The following is a 16940-nucleotide window of genomic DNA, read 5'->3' as shown; positions in this document are numbered from 1 at the left end:
ATCTATCGAATTAAAGCGGAAAATTTCGCTTTGAAATATCGAGAAATACGATCAAGAGTCTTGAACAGGGGAGTTAAGGAAAGATTAAAGACAAAAGTGTGGCGGGATGTTGTGAATCACGGGCAAAAAAAAGCGCGGCCTGAAAGCCGCGCTTTTTCATTTACCGCAAAGCCTTACTGCGCTTTGGTCTCGGTGGTTGCCGCCGGTTTAGCCGCTGGCTTCTTCGCCGGTTCAGCTTTTTTCGCCGCTGGTTTGGCCGGAGCTTTTTTCGCTTCGGTCTTCGCCGCCGGTTTCTTCGCTGCTGGCTTGGCTGCCGCTTTCTTGGCTGGCTCGGCTTTTACCGGAACTGCTGGCTTCGGTGCTTCCACCGGGGCTGGCGCAGGAGCCGGGGTCGGTGCAGGCGCTGGAGCGGCTGGAGCAGGTGCCGGCTCTGGCGCTTTCACTGGCTCTGGCTTCTTATCGTCGTCCGAACCGCCGAACAGGTTGGTGAAGAAGTTGCCTTTCTTCGCCGCCACTGCCGCACCCGCTGCACCTGCCGCTGCGGCGGTGGCTGCTGCCGGGCCGACTTTGGCCGGTTCGAAGGATTTGCCCTCCGCCAGGTCTTCAACCTGACTGGCCGCGCGCTGACCGGTGCGCAGTGCGCCTTCCAGGGTGCCCGGGTACAAGGTGTCGGTGTGTTCGCCGGCAAACGCTACGCGCTGCAGCGGACGCTCCCACAGGCGCCAGAATTTGCTGATCTGGCCAGGGCCGAAGGCCAGGTAGGAACCACCGGTCGATGGATCGGTGCTGTAGCGACGGATTTCATAACCGGTGAACGAGCCACGGGCCTGTGGATAAAACGTGTGCAGACGAATCAGCACCTGGTCGACCATCTGCTTGTCGCCGAAGGCCTGCATGACGCGGGCGTTGTCGCCGGACAGGTTGATCACCACGTTGGCGCCGCCCTTCAGAGCCGGCTCGATCCACAACATGCCAAGGCCGGTGTTGCTGTAGATTTCGCCGGACATCCGCGCCTTGCTTTCCCATACCGGCGTCTTGAACTTCAGCATGATCTGGTCGCGCCAGCCATAGTTGGTGCCCTTGATCGCAGCCAGGTGCTGGGCATCCAGCGCCGGGGTCAGCTGGATCTTGTTGAGGGCGCGCAACGGCACCGCCAGCACAACGTAATCGGCCTGGTAGCCGACGCTGCCGACCTTGACGGTCACGCCGTCCTTGTCCTGGGTGATGGCAGATACTGGCGAGTTGGTCTTGATGGTTTTCAGCTGTTTGACGAAGGCCTGGGCCAGCACCGGGCTGCCACCGACCAAACGCGAAGCGCGCAGGTCACGGTCGGACACGCCGCGATACACCCGGCTCTGCTGTGCGAAGTACAGCAGCGACAGGCGCGAAGGCTCGTCGTAGTGGGTGCGGATGTCCTGGTTGATCAGCTGACGTGCGGTGGCCGGCAGGTTCTGCTTGTCGAGCCAGCTCGAGACGTTGATCTGATCCAGGGCGTGCAGAGTGTTGGTCGCCGCCGGGTTCTGCGGATCGTCGATCGAGCGCGCCAGATCGTCACGGGTTTTCTCGTAGCGCTTCAGCGCTTCGGCCGTGGCAGGCTGTTTGGCGGTCAGGTCGGCGGCGGAAAAATACTCGCCGTCGATCAGGTAACCCGGAGTCCGTACGAATTCAGGCGCCGGCGTGGTGTTCAGCTTGAAGGTCGATACGTATTTGTTCAGCACCGGTTGAGTCTTGTCGTTGCCGATCCACTCGCTGGTGGCCATGCCCGAGCGACCGCCCAGGCTCGGTTTGGCTTCGAGCAGCGTGACCTGCCAGCCCTTGTTCTGCAGTTCGTAAGCCGCCGTCAGGCCCGACAGGCCGCCGCCGATCACGATTGCCGTTTTATCCTTGGCCAGCGCCGTAACGCTAAACAGCCCCAACACCACTAGCGCACAGGCGCGCAGCCAACCGACAGACATTCAGCGAACTCCGGATAAACACGTAGGAAAATGCAGTTTTGCGGGTCAGACGACCCAAAGAACCGCGAAGAATACGTCAGCCATCAAAACGCCGCCAGCGACGTCTATCGGCCCATACAAAGTAGCTCAATCGACACAATGGGTTGTCCCGGCGCGACGCATTGCATAGGCTTGCGCGATTGTTTGCCCGCGCCTGACGCGAGCCGCCTCGAGGAGACTGAACATGGGCTTGAACAACCAGTGGATGCAACGCGATCTCGCGGTGCTGTGGCATCCCTGCACCCAGATGAAAGACCACGAACAGCTGCTGCTGATTCCGATCAAGCGCGGTGAAGGCGTCTGGCTGGAAGACTTCGAAGGCAAGCGTTATCTGGATGCGGTCAGCTCCTGGTGGGTCAACGTGTTCGGCCACGCCAACCCGCGCATCAACCAGCGCATCAAGGATCAGGTCGATCAGCTGGAACACGTGATTCTGGCCGGTTTCAGCCATCAGCCGGTGATCGAGCTGTCCGAGCGTCTGGTGAAGATGACGCCGGAAGGCCTGAACCGGGTGTTCTACGCCGATAACGGTTCGTCCTGCATCGAAGTCGCGCTGAAAATGAGCTTTCACTACTGGCTCAACCGCGGCCAGCCGAACAAGAAGCGCTTCGTCACCCTGACCAACAGCTATCACGGCGAAACCATGGCGGCGATGGCGGTCGGTGACGTGCCGTTGTTCACCGAAACCTACAAAGCCCTGCTGATGGACACCATCAAGGTGCCGAGCCCGGATTGTTACCTGCGCCCGCAGGGCATGAGCTGGGAAGAACACTCGCGCAACATGTTCGCCGCCATGGAACAGACATTGGCGGAAAATCATGACAGCGTCGCGGCCGTGATCGTCGAGCCGCTGATCCAGGGCGCCGGCGGCATGCGCATGTATCACCCGGTGTACCTCAAGTTGCTGCGTGAGGCCTGCGACCGTTACGGCGTGCACCTGATTCACGACGAAATCGCCGTCGGCTTCGGCCGCACCGGGACGATGTTCGCCTGCGAGCAGGCCGGCATCCGCCCGGACTTCCTGTGCCTGTCGAAAGCCCTGACCGGCGGTTATCTGCCGTTGGCGGCGTGCCTGACCACCGACGAGGTGTACAGCGCCTTCTACGACGATTACCCGACCCTGCGTGCCTTCCTGCATTCGCACAGCTACACCGGCAACCCGCTGGCCTGTGCGGCGGCATTGGCGACCCTGGATATTTTCGAGCAGGACAACGTGATCGAGAACAACCGGGCGCTGGCCCAGCGCATGGCGTCGGCGACAGCGCATCTGGTGGATCATCCGAATGTTTCGGAAGTGCGTCAGACCGGCATGGTGCTGGCGATCGAGATGGTCAAGGACAAAGCCACGAAAGAGGCTTATCCGTGGCAGGAACGTCGCGGTCTGAAGGTGTTCCAGCATGCGCTGGAGCGTGGCGCGTTGCTGCGTCCGCTGGGCAGCGTGGTGTATTTCCTGCCGCCGTACGTGATCACCCCGGAGCAGATCGACTTCCTCGCCGAAGTCGCCAGCGAAGGCATCGACATCGCCACCCGTGACAGCGTCAGTGTGGCGGTGCCGAAGGATTTCCATCCCGGGTTCCGTGATCCGGGCTGATCTAACTTACTTGAGTTGAAGGCTCGTTCCCACGTCGAGGCGTCGAACCGTCTGCGTGGGAATGACTCACCGGACGCTCTGCGTCCGCTCTTGGGACGCAGAGCGTCCCGAGCTGCATTCCCACGCGGAGCGTGGGAACGATCTAATCAGAGAGACCCGAAATGAGACTGTCCCGCTTCTTTATCGACGCCCCGCTCAGCACCGGCGAACACGAACTGCCGGAAGCCCAGGCGCATTACATCAGCCGCGTGCTGCGCATGGCCGAGGGCGATGCGGTGCAGATGTTCGACGGCTCCGGCCATGAATTTCGCGGATCGCTGGTGGAAGTCGGCAAGAAACGCGTGGTGGTGCAGATCGACGAGCAGTTCGCCGGCCAGGTCGAATCACCGCTGCAAATCCATCTCGGCCAGGGCCTGTCCCGGGGCGAGCGAATGGACTGGGCAATCCAGAAAGCCACCGAACTGGGCGTGACCGAAATCACCCCGATCTTCAGCGAGCGCTGCGAAGTCCGCCTCAAGGACGAACGCGCCGACAAACGCCTGCTGCACTGGCGTCAGGTGGCGATCAGCGCTTGCGAGCAATGCGGTCGTTCGCGGGTGCCGGTGATTCATCCGCCGGTGCTGCTGGCCGACTGGCTGAAACAGACCGAAGCCGAACTGAAACTGGTGCTGCACCCGGTGGCCGAGCCGCTGGTCAGCCACGCCAAACCATCGACCCTGGCGTTCCTGATCGGCCCGGAAGGCGGTTTGTCCGACGCCGAAGTCGAGCAAGCCAAGGCCGGCGGCTTCCACGCCGCCCGCCTCGGCCCGCGCGTGCTGCGCACCGAGACTGCGCCGGTTGTGGCGCTGGCGGTGGCGCAGCAACTGTGGGGTGATTTCTAACCCGTCACTGCACCGGATCACTGGTTGGTCTGGCAATGATTGCCTTGAGTTCGCTGGTCATCGGGAACTCAAGGTTCAGGCCCTTCGGCGGGATCGGCTGTTCGAACCACTTGCGGTAGATCCCGTTGATCTCCCCCGAGCTGTACAGGTCGGCCAGCACACCGTTGACCAGCGCGAGAAATTGCGGATCATCCTTGCGCACCATGCAGCTGTAGATTTCCCGCGATTGCTCCTCCCCCACCACGACCCAGTTATGCGGGTCGCGCGCCTTGGCCCGCTCGCCGTAGAGCAGCGCATCGTCCATGTAGAACGCCGCCGCGCGTCCCGATTGCAGCATCTGGAACGCCTCGCCGTGATCCTTGGCGCTAATCACGAACATGTTCAGTTTGTGGTCGAGGTTGTAGCTCTTCAGATACCGCTCGTTGGTGGTACCGGCGGTGGTCACCACGTTCTTGCCGCGCAAATCATCGAAGCTGTGGATGCCGCTGTCCCTGGCGGTCAGCAACTGCCCTTTGACGTAGATGAAACCGTAGGAAAACGCGACTTGCTTCTGTCGTTCGGCCGTAACGCCGGTGGAGCCGCATTCAAGGTCGACCGTGCCGTTCTGCACCAGCGGAATCCGCGTCTGGGAGGTCACCAGGTTGTACTTCACCTTCAGCTCCGGCAGCGCCAGTTGCTGCCTGATGCGCTCGACGATCTTGTCCGCCAGCTCCACCGAATACCCCATTGGCTGGCCGGTGTGATCGCCCACATACGAGAACGGCACCGACGCATCGCGATAACTCAGGGTGATGCTGTTGGCGCTGGCGATCTTGCCGAGCGTACCGGTCAGCGGCACTTCATTGGCCTGCGCCTGAGCGCCGAAAACCAGCGCCAGAGTGCAGCCGAGCAACGTGATTTTTTGCATTGTTATTCTCCGTTGTGGGTGGGGTGTTTTAGCAGAAACCGTCACGCCGCATGGGGATTGAACCCGTGCAGATCAATGGATGTGCGCTGCTGGCCAATCAGCTCGCTGAGCAACTGCCCGCTGCCGCAGGCCAGGGTGAAACCCAGCGCGCCGTGGCCGAGGTTGAGCCACAGATTGCGATACGCCGTGGCGCCCAGCAACGGAACGCCGGTGGGCGTGGCCGGTCGCATGCCGGCCCACTCCACGGCCGCGTCGTAGTGGCCGGCGTCGGGAAAGGTGTCGCGGGCCTGGCGCTTGATCAGCGCCAGCCGCTCGGGGTCCACCGCCGGGTCGAAACCGACGATGTCGACCATCGCCGCCACGCGCAGTTGTTCGCCGATGCGCGCGTAGACGATCTTGCGGTCGTAGTCGGTGATGCTCACATCTGGTGCCCGGTGTTCGTTGCCGATCGGCACGGTCAGGCTGTAGCCCTTCAGCGGATACAGCGGCAGGCGCAGGCCGGGCAGCGCCAGCAACGGGCTGCGATGGCCGGCGGCGATTACCAGTTGTTCGACCGGCAGCGTTTCGTCGCCAAGCTCAATCGCCGTGACGACGCCGTGGCTGTGACGAATGCCGGTGACTGCCTGACCAAGGCGAAACTCGCAGCGACCCGACGCCTTCAATCGCGCCGCCAACTGCTGGCAGAAACCGTGACAATCGCCGACTTCTTCATCCGGCGTGTAGATCGCGCCTACAAACGGCGCATCGGCCAGTGCCGGTTCCAGTTGCGCACATTCGGTGGCGGACAAAACCTGCTGTTGCTGCGGATCGGCCAGGCCTTTGCGTGCATGCTCGAAGCTGGAGGCGTTGCGGAAGGTCACCAGTTTGCCGTTGCGCCGCCAGTTGAAACCGACCAGCCCGTCGTCCTCGCGCCAGCGTTTCAGGGTGCTCTGGCTGAACAGCGCCAGACGCAACAGATGCGCGGCGTTTTCGCGGTTGACCGAGGTGCGGCACGCGGCGAGAAACGAGGCCATCCAGCGCCATTGCGCCGGGTCCAGGCGTGGGCGCAGCTTGAGCGGTGAATCGCCGCGCAGCATCCAGCCGATCGCCTGCAGCGGCACGCCGGCATCGGCCAGCGGTGCAACGTAGCGATAGGACAACTGGCCGCCATTGGCGAAGCTGGTTTCACTGCCCAGCGACCGCCGCGCCTCGACCACCGTCACCTCGAAGCCGTCGCGCACCAGCGCCCAGGCCGTTGCCAGCCCGATCACGCCGCCGCCGATGATGCACACACGCTGAGCCATGTCCGTCCTTAACAGTTCTTGAAGACGAGGCCGAGGTTAGGGTGAGGTGACAGGCGCCGAACAATGAATAAAGATGCCAGACCTATAAACAAAGGTTATGGGATCGTCATGCGCCTTCGTCATATCGAGATTTTCCAGGCCATTCGCCAGACCGGCTCGGTCAGCGCTGCTGCGCAGTTGCTGCATGTCTCGCAACCGGCGGTGACCAAGGTGTTGCAGCACGCCGAGCAGCAGTTGGGTTTTCCATTGTTTCTGCGAGTGCGCGGCAAATTGCAGGCGACCCCGGAAGCGCTGGAGCTGGAGCGCGAAGTCGACAAGGTCACCGAAAGCCTGCAAGGCGTGCGGCGTCTGGCCCAGAGCCTGCGCCGCGAGCCCGGCCACAGCCTGCGGATCGGCGCGACTCCGGCGCTGGCGCTGTCGTTGCTGCCGCCGGCGATCCAGCAGTGGACGGCGCAATTCCCGGACATCGCCTGCGAACTGTCGAGCGCCCACAGCCGCGAGCTGATGCAGAACCTGCTGATGCGCGAAGTGGACGTGGCGCTGACGTTGCAGTTGCCGGACCATCCGGGGCTGAAGGCCCAGGCATTGGCTTCGGGGGTGCTGGTGGCGCTGGCGCCGAAAGGTTACTGGCCGGAGGAAGACGCCGGTCAGCCGTTGCCGCTGATGGCGTTGGCCGGAGCGCCGCTGATCGGGCTGTCCAGCGCCGATCCACTGGCAGCGCGACTCGATAGTTATCTCGAAGCGGTCGAACCGCCGCCTCGGGTGCGGATCGCCGTGCAGACGTATTCACTGGCGCGAACGATGGTGGAGTCCGGCGCCGGGGTGGCCGTGATCGATCCGTTCACCGCCCTCGGTGCCTCGCCGACCAGCACCGTAATCCGCCCACTCGCCCCGCCGCTGCCGATCACGCTGTACGCCGTGACCCGCGCCACCGAGCCACCGCCGCATACGCTGCATGATTTGCTGCAGATCTTCAGTCAGCGCGCCGGCGAACAACTCGGTCGGCTGATGGGCGCTTAAAGGACGTAAAACAGAATCGCCACAAAGTGCAGCAAACTCCCGGCGATCACGAACAGATGCCAGATCCCGTGGGCATGCCGCAACCGATGGTCGAGGGCAAAAAAGATGATCCCCACGGTGTACAGCACGCCACCCGACGCCAGCCAGGCAAACCCCGCCGTCCCGAGCGCCGCGATCAGTGGCTTGACCGCCACCAGCACGATCCAGCCCATCACCGCGTAGATCACGATCGACAGGATCCGCGCCTCCGAGCGCGGCTTGATCTCTTGCAGAATGCCTATCAGCGCCAGCCCCCAGACAATCCCGAACAACGTCCAGCCCCACGGCCCGCGCAAAGTCACCAGGCAGAACGGCGTGTAACTGCCGGCGATCAGCAAGTAGATCGAAAAGTGATCGACCTTCTTCATGATCGCTTTCTTGCGCCCCCGCACGCTGTGGTACACGGTGGACGCGCTGTAGAGCACCAGCAAGGTGAAGGCGTAAATCGCCACGCTGACGATCTTCCACGGGCTGCCGTCGAGGCTGGCAATCACCAGCATCCAGACGCCCCCGACAAACGCCGCTACCGCACCGACCAGATGCGTCCAGGCGTTCAGTTTTTCTCCGTGATACATGTGTCGCACACCTCGATTTCGTTACCGCAACACGCAAGGCTCGGGCCTTGAGCGTAAAAGCGCAATGTTTCCGTTCAACGCAGGCAGGCACCTGTCCTGATATTTGGGCACAATCGACCGATACCAAGAAGAGTCCGCGCCATGCTGATCGACGAAGAATTGACCCTGAAGAAACTCGAGGTGTTCCTCGCCTTCATGCGCACCGGCAACCTCGCCCGCGCCGCCGCCGAGTTGCAGACCAGCAACGTCAGCGTGCACCGCGCGATCCATTCGCTGGAAAGCGCCCTGCGCTGTCCGCTGTTCAAACACGAAGGGCGCAACCTGACGCCGCTGGAAAGCGCCTACGTGCTCGAGGAGCGGGCGCAGAAGCTGATTCAGGACGTGGTCGAAAGCGTACGCCTGACCCGCGAAGCCGCCGGGTTCTCGGCTGAACGCTTCAAGCTCGGCTCGTTGTATTCGCTGACGGTGAAAACCGTGCCGCAGCTGATCATGGGCCTGAAGATCCGCCGCAGCGAACTCAACATCGACCTGATCCTCGGCTCGAACATCGACCTGCTCTACAAGCTGAAAAACATGGAAGTCGATGCAATCCTGGTGTCGCTGGACGACACCGTCAACGACCCGGACTGCGAGCAGATTCCGCTGTTTTCCGACGACATCTTCCTCGCCACCCCGGCCGATTCCCGCTTCGCCCAACGCAGCGAAGTGGATCTGGCGGAGGTGCGCGACGAAACCTTCATCACCCTCACCCAAGGCTTCGCCACCCACCAGGACGGCATCCGAGTGTTCCGGCAGGCGGGGTTCGAGCCGAAGGTAGCGATGCAGGTCAACGACATCTTCACCCTGCTGAGCATGGTCAGTTCCGGGGTCGGTTACGCGTTGCTGCCGGGGAGGATTGCGGCGGTGTACGAGAACCGGGTGAAGCTGATTCCGTTGCAGGAGAAGTACCGGTTGCAGCAGCACATCGGGGTGGTGTTTTTGAAGGCAAAAGAGCGGGATCCGAATTTGCTGGCTTTGCTGGCGGAGTGTCGGATGTATGCGAATCGCCAGTTGGCGGTGTGATTAAAAGCAGATCAAAAGCTTACCCCCTCACCCCAGCCCTCTCCCCCAAGGGGGCGAGGGGGAAAGGGAGCAGATCTCCATCGGTTTCGAGTCCTGAGTTCGACACGGAAATTTCAGGTCGATAAAGCTGACCCATCCAACTCGGTCGGTCCCCTCTCCCTCCGGGAGAGGGTTAGGGTGAGGGGCTTTTGACGTTCAGCCAACAATCCCGCGAACGATGAAGAACAGCAGCGATGGCCCAAGCAGGCACCCAAGTCCGGTGTGGAAGGTCGCGGTCAACGCCCCATAAGGCACCAACCGCCGATCCGTCGCCGCCAGCCCCGCCGTCACGCCACTCACGGTCCCAGCCAGCCCGCCGAACACCATCGCCGAGCGCGGATTGTCGAGGCCCATCCAGCGCGCCGCCACCGGCGTGCCGACCATCACCAGAATCGCCTTGATCAACCCGGTGGCAATCGACAGCGCCATCACATCCGAAGTCGCGCCAATCGCCGCACCAGTCACCGGCCCGACGATGTAAGTCACCGCACCGGCGCCGATGGTGGTCATGCTCACCGCATCGCGATAACCGAACGCGTAAGCCATGCACGCGCCGACAATGAACGGCAGGATCGTGCCCAGCAGCAGCGCAATCACGCCGATCATCCCGGCCTTCTTCGCCTCGGTCGCCTGCACTTCAAACGCCGTGGCAACGATCGCGAAATCCCGCAGCATCGCGCCGCCCATCAGACCGATGCCGGAGAACAGCGTCAGATCCGCCAGCCCCTTCTGCCCGCCCGTCATCGTCCCGCCGACCCAGGCCAGCACCAGGCCGATGACGATGGCAATCGCCGAGCCGTGAATCCGCCCGAAGGTCAGGCGTTTGGAGAGAATCACCGAGACCCACATGATTACGCCGACGAAGGCGAACGCGGTGATCAGACCGTTGTGTTCCAGACCTTTTTCAATGAGATCCCACATATCAGCGACCTCCTACCGGCGTGCCGACCGGGGAGATTTCCGCCGGTTCGTCGGGCAATGGCTCGCCCTTGTGGGTGCGGCTGATCAAGGCAATCGTGCAGCCACAGACCACCACCGAACCGATCGCCGCCAGCACCGCCACCGGGCCGCCGTGCAGGGCGGTGACGACGTTCTGTTGCGCGGCCATAGCCACCACCACCGGAATGTACATGGCGCCCCAGAAGCCGACGCCCATCTCGCAATCCTTGGTCATGCCGCCGCGTTTCTGCATCCACAACCGCGCGCAGATCAACAGGATCATGGCGATGCCGACCCCGCCGACGTTGGATTTGACCCCCAGCAGCACGCCGAGCAGGTCACCCATGATCACCCCTGCCAGCGTACAGATCGCCAGCAGCGCCACACCGTAAATAATCATTGTTGTAGTCCTCAAAGTGCATCGTCGAATTGTTTTTGTTGTTCGAAGCCTGAGTCGGTGATTTAGGGTCGTCGGCCCTCCTCTTCACGCAACAGCGCCTGCAAGGTGTCGAGCCGGGCACTGTCGAAGGCAGTGACAGTCCCCTGTTCGAACACCCGGCGCGCCAGCCCGGTCAGCACCGCACCGGGCGACAGTTCGATCTGTAGACGTACGCCGCGCTCGTAAGCGCTTTGCACGGTGCCGCGCCAGTCCACCACGCGGCACATGTTGAAGGCGAGGTCGTCGCGCAACGCTTCTACCTGGGTCACAGGCCTTGCGCGGCTGCCGCTCAGGTAAGCGATTTTCGGTGTTTTCAGTTCTACCCTGGCGAACGCTTCGGCGAGGGTTTGCGCAGGCTCATCCAGTAACGGGCAGTGCGACGGCACGCTGACCGCCAGACGTTTTGCCAGACCGGCGCCACGACCGCGCGCCAGCTCGGCGACCGCTTGCATCGCCTGGTCACTGCCGGCAATCACCACCTGGTTATCGGCGTTGATGTTGGCCAGGTACACCGGTGTTTCTGCGCCGTGCACCTGTGCCAGCAGCGTTTCGACTGTGGATAATTGCAGGCCGATGATCGCGGTCATGCCGAAGCCCTGTGGATAAGCCTGCTGCATCAACTCGCCGCGCAGGCTGACCAGATGCAACGCATCGCTGAAGCGCAACGCTCCGGCGACCACCGCTGCCGGGTAGGCACCGATGGACAGACCGGCGACGTAATCGGCGGTGAGTCCGCCCTGCAACAACTGCCGCGAGGCTGCGACCCCGGCGATCAGCAGGCAGAGCTGAACCGCTCGGGTGCTGCGCAACGCTTCGCTGGAATCCAGCCGCAAGACATCTTCACCGAGCACATCGCTGGCCTCGATCAGCGTTTCCCGAGGCAAACGCTGGAGCATGCCGGGCTGCTGCGCGCCCTGACCGGGAAACACCAGCAGGCTGCTCACGCTGCCTGCTCCTGCGGGTTCCACGGATCAGACACCAGACAGGCTTCATGGGCGTGTTTCAGCAGCACCCTCGAAGCATTTCCGGCCCATTCGCGCAGGGCAACGGCACCGAATGGTGTCTGCAATTGCAGGTCGACCCGGCAGATCGCCTGATCGAAAACCGCGACCAACTTGCGCGCCTGATTACGGGGGATAAGTTGCGGTGTACGCAGAATCAAGTCGAGATCGCTGCGCTCGTGCATTGCCGTAAATCCACTGGCCAGCTCAAACCCGACGCTGCCGCTGACACCCCAAATCCAGCCGCAATCATCGAGCACCGGCCGCAGTTGCCGGAGCGCCTGCATGACCGGCAAATCACGCTCGCTCTCGACCTGACAAAGCGCTTCCGGGCTGACCCGGCAAGCAATCGAATCGACAGACATAAACGCCGCCAGCCGCTGCTCGCGCAACAGACCGCGCACGCCCACCGCCACGAATCCGTCTTCACTCAACGCCCGCCGCACCACCACCGGTTGCCCGGCAGCCAGCGAATCAATCGCCCACTGCGGCGCATCCGCCGGCAACTGCGCCGGCGTCATGCCCCACAGCAGGTCGTGGGCCAGAGGCGTGTTCACCACTGCGCCCTCAGCAATTCACGCACGCGGCTGGAGGCTTCGCGATTTTTCGCGCCGAGACGATTGCTCAAGTCAGTCGCGCCAATATCGCCGATGGCTTGCTTAAGGCATTCGCTGACTCGCGCCAGATCCTCCGCCGTCGGCTGTTCGATCTGCTGCACCGACAGGGTTTCCCAGAGCAACCCAAGGCTGGCATAGCTGTCGATGTCATAGGCCATCGGCGGCACGCTGGACGCCAGGGCTTCCAGTTCTTCGACGCTGCGCAAGGTCACCCGCGCCGCCGAAGTCTTGCCCATCGCATGCACCATCACCCCCGGATCACGCAGGGCGATCAAGCGATTGGCCTGATATCCGTGAGCGAGAAACGCCCCGGACATGGCCTTGCCCACCAGTAGCGCAATCACCGGATGCCCGGCCAGACGCGCGCGGGCATAAGCGTCCGCCGCGCCGGCCAGGGCCTGATGAATGCCGAGGGCTTCTTCGCGGCGACCGTAGGCCTGGCTCGGCACATCGACGATTGCGATCAAGGGCCGTTTTTGCGTTTTGTCACGGTCGGCGGTGATAGCGTCATCCACAGCCTTCGCCAGCCCCCAGCCTTCGAGCAAACCGACTTCGCCATTGCGAGCGCGAGGGAAACGGTTTTGCGGATCGGCGACCACGGCGATAAAGCGCCCAAGTGGCCCGTCGGCAACCCTCAGCGATGGCGGCAAACCTTCAACCGCATTCGCGCCAGCGCTCAAGGCGTTGAACCAGTTCAAACCGCGCACGGAATAACCACTCATGAGCGCTCTCCTTGATACAGATCGCGAACCACCGAAGGCTCGATTTGCTTGTCAGTGTCCAGGCTCGTCAGGCGTTGCAGGAACCAGTCGGCCCGCTGACTGCGCGGTTGCGCCGGCAGGCCTTGTTGCAGCAACTCGCCGACCTGCTGGCGAATCTGCGCCACGTCATCGGCGACATAACGGTCCACCAGACCACTGGCAAACCGTTGCTCGCCACCGGTCAGGCTCCAGATGAAGGGCCGGTCGCGGGAGTCGTATTCCTCGATCCCGGCTTCCTGCTCGATCACCTGCGGGCCGTTCAGGCCGAGGCGCGCTTCCTGGGTCACCAGCAAATAGCTGCACAGCGCAGCGGCAATCGACATCCCGCCAAAGCAACCGACGCTGCCGGCCACCACGCCGACCACCGGTTGGTACTGCTGCAGATCGACAATCGCCGCGTGGATATCGGCAATCGCCGCCAGCCCGAGGTTGGCTTCCTGCAAGCGCACGCCGCCGGTTTCCAGCAGCAGGATGGCGCGGGTCGGAATGCCTTTGCGGTTGTCCTCGGCGGCCAGTTCCAGCGCGCCGGCGATCTTCGCGCCGCCGACTTCGCCGAGGCTGCCGCCCTGAAACGCGCCTTCAATCGCCGCGATCACCACCGGCAAACCATCGAGGCGGCCCTTGGCGATCACCACGCCGTCATCGGCCTGCGGCACCACGCCCTGACGTTCCAGCCACGGCGACATGACGCGTTGAAACGGGTCGAGCAATTCGCGGAAGGTGCCGGTGTCGAGCAAGGCTTTCGCCCGCTGCCGGGCGCCGAGTTCGACGAACGAATGTTTGTGCAGAAGCGCTGAGGCATCAGTCATGACCAATCTCCTCGAAGCCTTGTTCCAGCCGCAGGCGCACCACGCCGGGTGTCGCGCCGAAATCGTGGATATCGATGGCCATCGCCGGCGGTGTGGTGCCGTCGAACATCCGCGCAAACAGATGCTGCCAGCGCTGCTCGGCGCCATTGACCGAGGTTTGCACGTTGATCGTCAGCTTGCCGGCCAGGCCCGGTTCGATCAGCACTTCCAGATCGCCCGAGCCGACACAACCGACCAGCGCCCGACCGCGCGGCGGCTGCCCGGCGGGGAATTCAAAAGATAAGGTTTCCATCAAAACGCTCCCTGAAGGATGCCGTCGCGCTCGATTCGATCAAGCAGCAGAGTGGCGGCGAGCAAGTCGGCGGCGCCACCGGGCGAGGCATTCAATGCGATGAGTTGTTGATCCAGTTCGTGCAGGCGGCGGCGACCGGTAAGGCTGGCGCTGCCACCGGCGTCGAGCACTGCCTGAGCGCCGTGCTGCATGGCGTGCAGGCCCGGTTCGCCGGCGCGGTACAGCACGCAGGTGTCGGCGAGGTCGGTCATGATTGCGAGCAAGGCGTCGAGCCTAGCGTTCTGTTCGCCATGACCGGTGGCGCGGCTGCGTTTGAGCTGCGGCAGGCCGCGTTGCATCACCGACGGGAAGCCTAGTTGCGCTTCTTCCCGGGCACCGCGGGCGCCGTAGCGTTGGGCGACTTGCGCGCCATGACTCAGCGGACGCGGCGCATAACGATCATCGAGCAACGCCAGACGTGCGGCGCGCAGGGTGACGACGCCAGCGTTGGTGGACTTGGTATCCAGCGCAGCAGCCGTGACCAGCAGGCCCAACGCCCAGATCGCCCCGCGATGGGTGTTCACGCCGTGGGTGGTGGCGAGCATCGCCTGTTCACCTTCTCGTCCGATGCGGCCGATGGCTTCGCGCAGCGGCAAGCCGATTTCGCCGAACTCAAGCGCGGCCTCGGCCATTTCCTTGAACGCCGGCCACAACGCCAGCGCCGAGGCATGCATCAATCCGAGGTGCAGATCGGTGTGCGCACCGTTGCCGCGACGGTCGACCAGCGCCGGTTTCGGCGACAGGTCGGCTTCGTCGATCAGCGCGTCCACGGCCAGATCCGCCAGCCGTTCGGCGAGGGTGATGGTTTTGGGTTGCAGGTTGAGTGCGTGCATTACCAGCTCCTGAACTTGGCGGGCGGGTTGTAGAGGCCGCCGGACCACTCGACCAGATCGGCCACGCTCTTCGCCGCCAGCAATTCACGGGTGGCGTCGGTGCGACGGATGCCGAGGTCCTCGGGCAAGGCGATCAGGCCTTCGCGGCGCATGCGTTCGGTGTCTTTCGGGTTGTGGCGCAGGCCGATGGCGGTGACGCCGGCGACCGCAGCGATCATTGCCTGACGCTCTTCCAGCGAGCGCGCCTTGTACAGGTAGGCGATGCCTTCTTCCGTCAGCAGGTGGGTGACGTCGTCGCCGTAGATCATGATCGGCGCCAGCGGCATCCCGCTTTTCTTCGCCACCTCCACCGCGTCGAGGGTTTCGACGAAGGTCGGTTTGCCGCCCTCCTGGAAGGTCTCGACCATCTGCACTACGAGTTTCTTGCCGCGTTCGAGCATCGGTTGCTGCGAATCGTCATGACGCATGTCGATCCAGGCTGGAGTGCCGTGGCGCCGACCGCGTGGGTCGTGCCCCATGTTCGGTGCGCCGCCGAAACCGGCGAGGCGACCTCGGGTGACGGTGGAGGAATGACCATCGCCATCGACTTGCAGGGTCGCGCCGATGAACAGGTCTACCGCGTACTGCCCGGCCAGTTGGCAGAACATCCGGTTGGAACGCAGCGAGCCGTCACGCCCAGTGAAGAACACATCAGGGCGGGCGGCGATGTAGTTTTCCATGCCCAGTTCGGTGCCGAAGCAATGCACGCTTTCGACCCAACCGCTTTCGATGGCCGGGATCAGCGTCGGGTGCGGGTTGAGCGTCCAGTTGCGGCAGATCTTGCCTTTGAGGCCGAGGGATTCGCCGTAGGTCGGCAGGATCAATTCGATGGCGGCGGTGTTGAAACCGATGCCGTGGTTCAGCGACTGCACGTTGTGTTTTTCGTAGATCCCGCGGATCGCCATCATCGCCATCAACACGTGCACAGGCTTGATGTGGCGCGGGTCGCGTGTGAACAGCGGTTCGATGTAGAACGGCTTGTCCGCCACCACCACGAAATCCACCCACGATGCCGGAATATCCACGCGAGGCAGTTCGCTGACGTCGTCCACCAGTTGATTGACCTGGACGATGACGATGCCGTCGCTGAACGCGGCTGGTTCGATCAGCGCCGGGGTGTCTTCGGTGCTCGGGCCGGTGTAGATGTTGCCGGCACGGTCGGCCATGAACCCGGCCGAGAGCACGACGTTGGGGATCAGGTCCACCACCAGCCGGGCGTAGAGTTCGATGTAGGTGTGGATCGCACCGACTTCCAGCAGACCGTCTTCGAGCAACTGGCTGATGCGCAGGCTCTGGGTGCCGGCGAAGGAGAAATCGAGCTTGCGGGCGATGCCGCGTTCGAACAGGTCCAGATGCTCGGAGCGACCGACGCTGGGCATGATCATGTGCAGGTCGTGGAGCTTTTCAGGATCGGCCTTGGCCAGAGAGCGTGAAAGGAAATCCGCCTGCTTCTGGTTGTTGCCCTCCAGCACCACACGGTCGCCCGGATGGATCAGCGCTTCGAGTGCCGCAACGATTTTGTCGGTGGGCAACACCGCACCGTCGGCCAGCCCGCGCACCTTGTCGAGGCGCCGCTGCTTCTCGTCACGCCGCCGCGTCCAGCGCGAGTCGGGGGAAATGGTTGTTGTCATGCTCACTCCACGGGGTTCGCTGTCGTGGAGCTACCTTAGGAGTGTGTTCGAGGGGCATCAATCAAGCGCGGTGGCGAACCGTTACGGTGAGCGTAATGAATGCTGGCCTCATCGCTGGCAAGCCAGCTCCCACAGTGAGTGTGGTGATC

At 63.1% G+C, this 16940-nt stretch carries 17 protein-coding genes; 4 read left to right on the top strand and 13 right to left on the bottom strand.

Features of this window, described 5'->3' with window-relative positions:
- Positions 1-173: 173 nt before the first annotated feature.
- Positions 174-1955, bottom strand: coding sequence for a flavin monoamine oxidase family protein (locus GQX66_RS13955; protein ID WP_240869733.1), 1782 nt, complete (start codon positions 1953-1955; stop codon positions 174-176).
- A 223-nt stretch (positions 1956-2178) separates the two neighbouring features.
- Here GQX66_RS13955 and GQX66_RS13950 point away from each other — a divergent pair, with 223 nt between their 5' ends.
- A complete protein-coding gene (locus tag GQX66_RS13950) occupies positions 2179-3585 on the top strand; it encodes an adenosylmethionine--8-amino-7-oxononanoate transaminase (protein ID WP_240869732.1) in 1407 nt (468 codons plus the stop codon).
- A 161-nt stretch (positions 3586-3746) separates the two neighbouring features.
- Complete coding sequence (locus GQX66_RS13945) at positions 3747-4466, top strand: 16S rRNA (uracil(1498)-N(3))-methyltransferase (RefSeq protein WP_240869730.1); 720 nt, start codon at positions 3747-3749, stop codon at positions 4464-4466.
- A gap of 4 nt (positions 4467-4470) precedes the next feature.
- Here the strand turns inward: GQX66_RS13945 and GQX66_RS13940 are convergent, their stop codons facing one another.
- Positions 4471-5373, bottom strand: a complete 903-nt coding sequence (locus GQX66_RS13940; RefSeq protein ID WP_102685762.1) for a transporter substrate-binding domain-containing protein — start codon at positions 5371-5373, stop codon at positions 4471-4473.
- A gap of 41 nt (positions 5374-5414) precedes the next feature.
- Entirely contained in the window at positions 5415-6671 is a 1257-nt protein-coding gene (locus GQX66_RS13935; protein ID WP_346769678.1) for a D-amino acid dehydrogenase, read from the bottom strand.
- A gap of 93 nt (positions 6672-6764) precedes the next feature.
- On the opposite strand from GQX66_RS13935, the gene GQX66_RS13930 reads away from it, so the two are divergent.
- On the top strand, positions 6765-7676 hold the full coding sequence (locus GQX66_RS13930; protein WP_240869728.1) for a LysR family transcriptional regulator: 912 nt from the start codon (positions 6765-6767) through the stop codon (positions 7674-7676).
- On the opposite strand, the gene GQX66_RS13925 is transcribed toward GQX66_RS13930, so the two are convergent.
- Entirely contained in the window at positions 7673-8290 is a 618-nt protein-coding gene (locus tag GQX66_RS13925) for a hemolysin III family protein (RefSeq protein ID WP_011336351.1), read from the bottom strand. The two genes, GQX66_RS13930 and GQX66_RS13925, sit on opposite strands and share 4 nt — an antisense overlap.
- Before the next feature lie 141 nt (positions 8291-8431).
- On the opposite strand from GQX66_RS13925, the gene GQX66_RS13920 reads away from it, so the two are divergent.
- Positions 8432-9352: a LysR substrate-binding domain-containing protein gene (locus GQX66_RS13920; RefSeq protein WP_064600041.1), complete on the top strand. Its 921-nt coding sequence runs from the start codon at positions 8432-8434 to the stop codon at positions 9350-9352.
- A gap of 195 nt (positions 9353-9547) precedes the next feature.
- Here GQX66_RS13920 and madM read toward each other — a convergent pair whose 3' ends face one another.
- From madM to mdcA, 9 genes are all read right to left on the bottom strand, one after another.
- Entirely contained in the window at positions 9548-10312 is a 765-nt protein-coding gene (gene madM, locus GQX66_RS13915) for a malonate transporter subunit MadM (protein ID WP_007953314.1), read from the bottom strand.
- 1 nt (position 10313) lies between these two features.
- Positions 10314-10730: a malonate transporter subunit MadL gene (madL, locus tag GQX66_RS13910; protein WP_007953315.1), complete on the bottom strand. Its 417-nt coding sequence runs from the start codon at positions 10728-10730 to the stop codon at positions 10314-10316.
- A gap of 62 nt (positions 10731-10792) precedes the next feature.
- Positions 10793-11713 (bottom strand): malonate decarboxylase subunit epsilon, encoded by a 921-nt coding sequence (gene mdcH / locus GQX66_RS13905; RefSeq protein ID WP_085746679.1) that lies wholly within the window; start codon positions 11711-11713, stop codon positions 10793-10795.
- A complete protein-coding gene (locus GQX66_RS13900; protein WP_240869726.1) occupies positions 11710-12330 on the bottom strand; it encodes a malonate decarboxylase holo-ACP synthase in 621 nt (206 codons plus the stop codon). Before GQX66_RS13900 ends, mdcH begins: the two co-directional genes overlap by 4 nt.
- Entirely contained in the window at positions 12324-13109 is a 786-nt protein-coding gene (gene mdcE / locus GQX66_RS13895) for a biotin-independent malonate decarboxylase subunit gamma (protein ID WP_240869725.1), read from the bottom strand. The genes GQX66_RS13900 and mdcE overlap by 7 nt, the downstream gene beginning before the upstream one ends.
- Entirely contained in the window at positions 13106-13957 is an 852-nt protein-coding gene (locus GQX66_RS13890) for a biotin-independent malonate decarboxylase subunit beta (RefSeq protein WP_102685768.1), read from the bottom strand. Before GQX66_RS13890 ends, mdcE begins: the two co-directional genes overlap by 4 nt.
- Positions 13950-14249, bottom strand: a complete 300-nt coding sequence (locus GQX66_RS13885; RefSeq protein WP_039767948.1) for a malonate decarboxylase subunit delta — start codon at positions 14247-14249, stop codon at positions 13950-13952. The genes GQX66_RS13890 and GQX66_RS13885 overlap by 8 nt, the downstream gene beginning before the upstream one ends.
- Positions 14249-15121: a triphosphoribosyl-dephospho-CoA synthase gene (locus GQX66_RS13880; RefSeq protein ID WP_102685769.1), complete on the bottom strand. Its 873-nt coding sequence runs from the start codon at positions 15119-15121 to the stop codon at positions 14249-14251. The genes GQX66_RS13885 and GQX66_RS13880 overlap by 1 nt, the downstream gene beginning before the upstream one ends.
- Positions 15121-16791 (bottom strand): malonate decarboxylase subunit alpha, encoded by a 1671-nt coding sequence (mdcA, locus tag GQX66_RS13875; protein ID WP_240869722.1) that lies wholly within the window; start codon positions 16789-16791, stop codon positions 15121-15123. Before mdcA ends, GQX66_RS13880 begins: the two co-directional genes overlap by 1 nt.
- Positions 16792-16940: the final 149 nt, after the last annotated feature.

Source organism: Pseudomonas sp. B707, from assembly GCF_022496685.1.
GTDB lineage: Bacteria > Pseudomonadota > Gammaproteobacteria > Pseudomonadales > Pseudomonadaceae > Aquipseudomonas > Aquipseudomonas paraglycinae.
The sequence above is the reverse complement of the archived record's forward strand: the minus strand, read 5'-3'. Positions and strand labels throughout refer to the sequence as shown.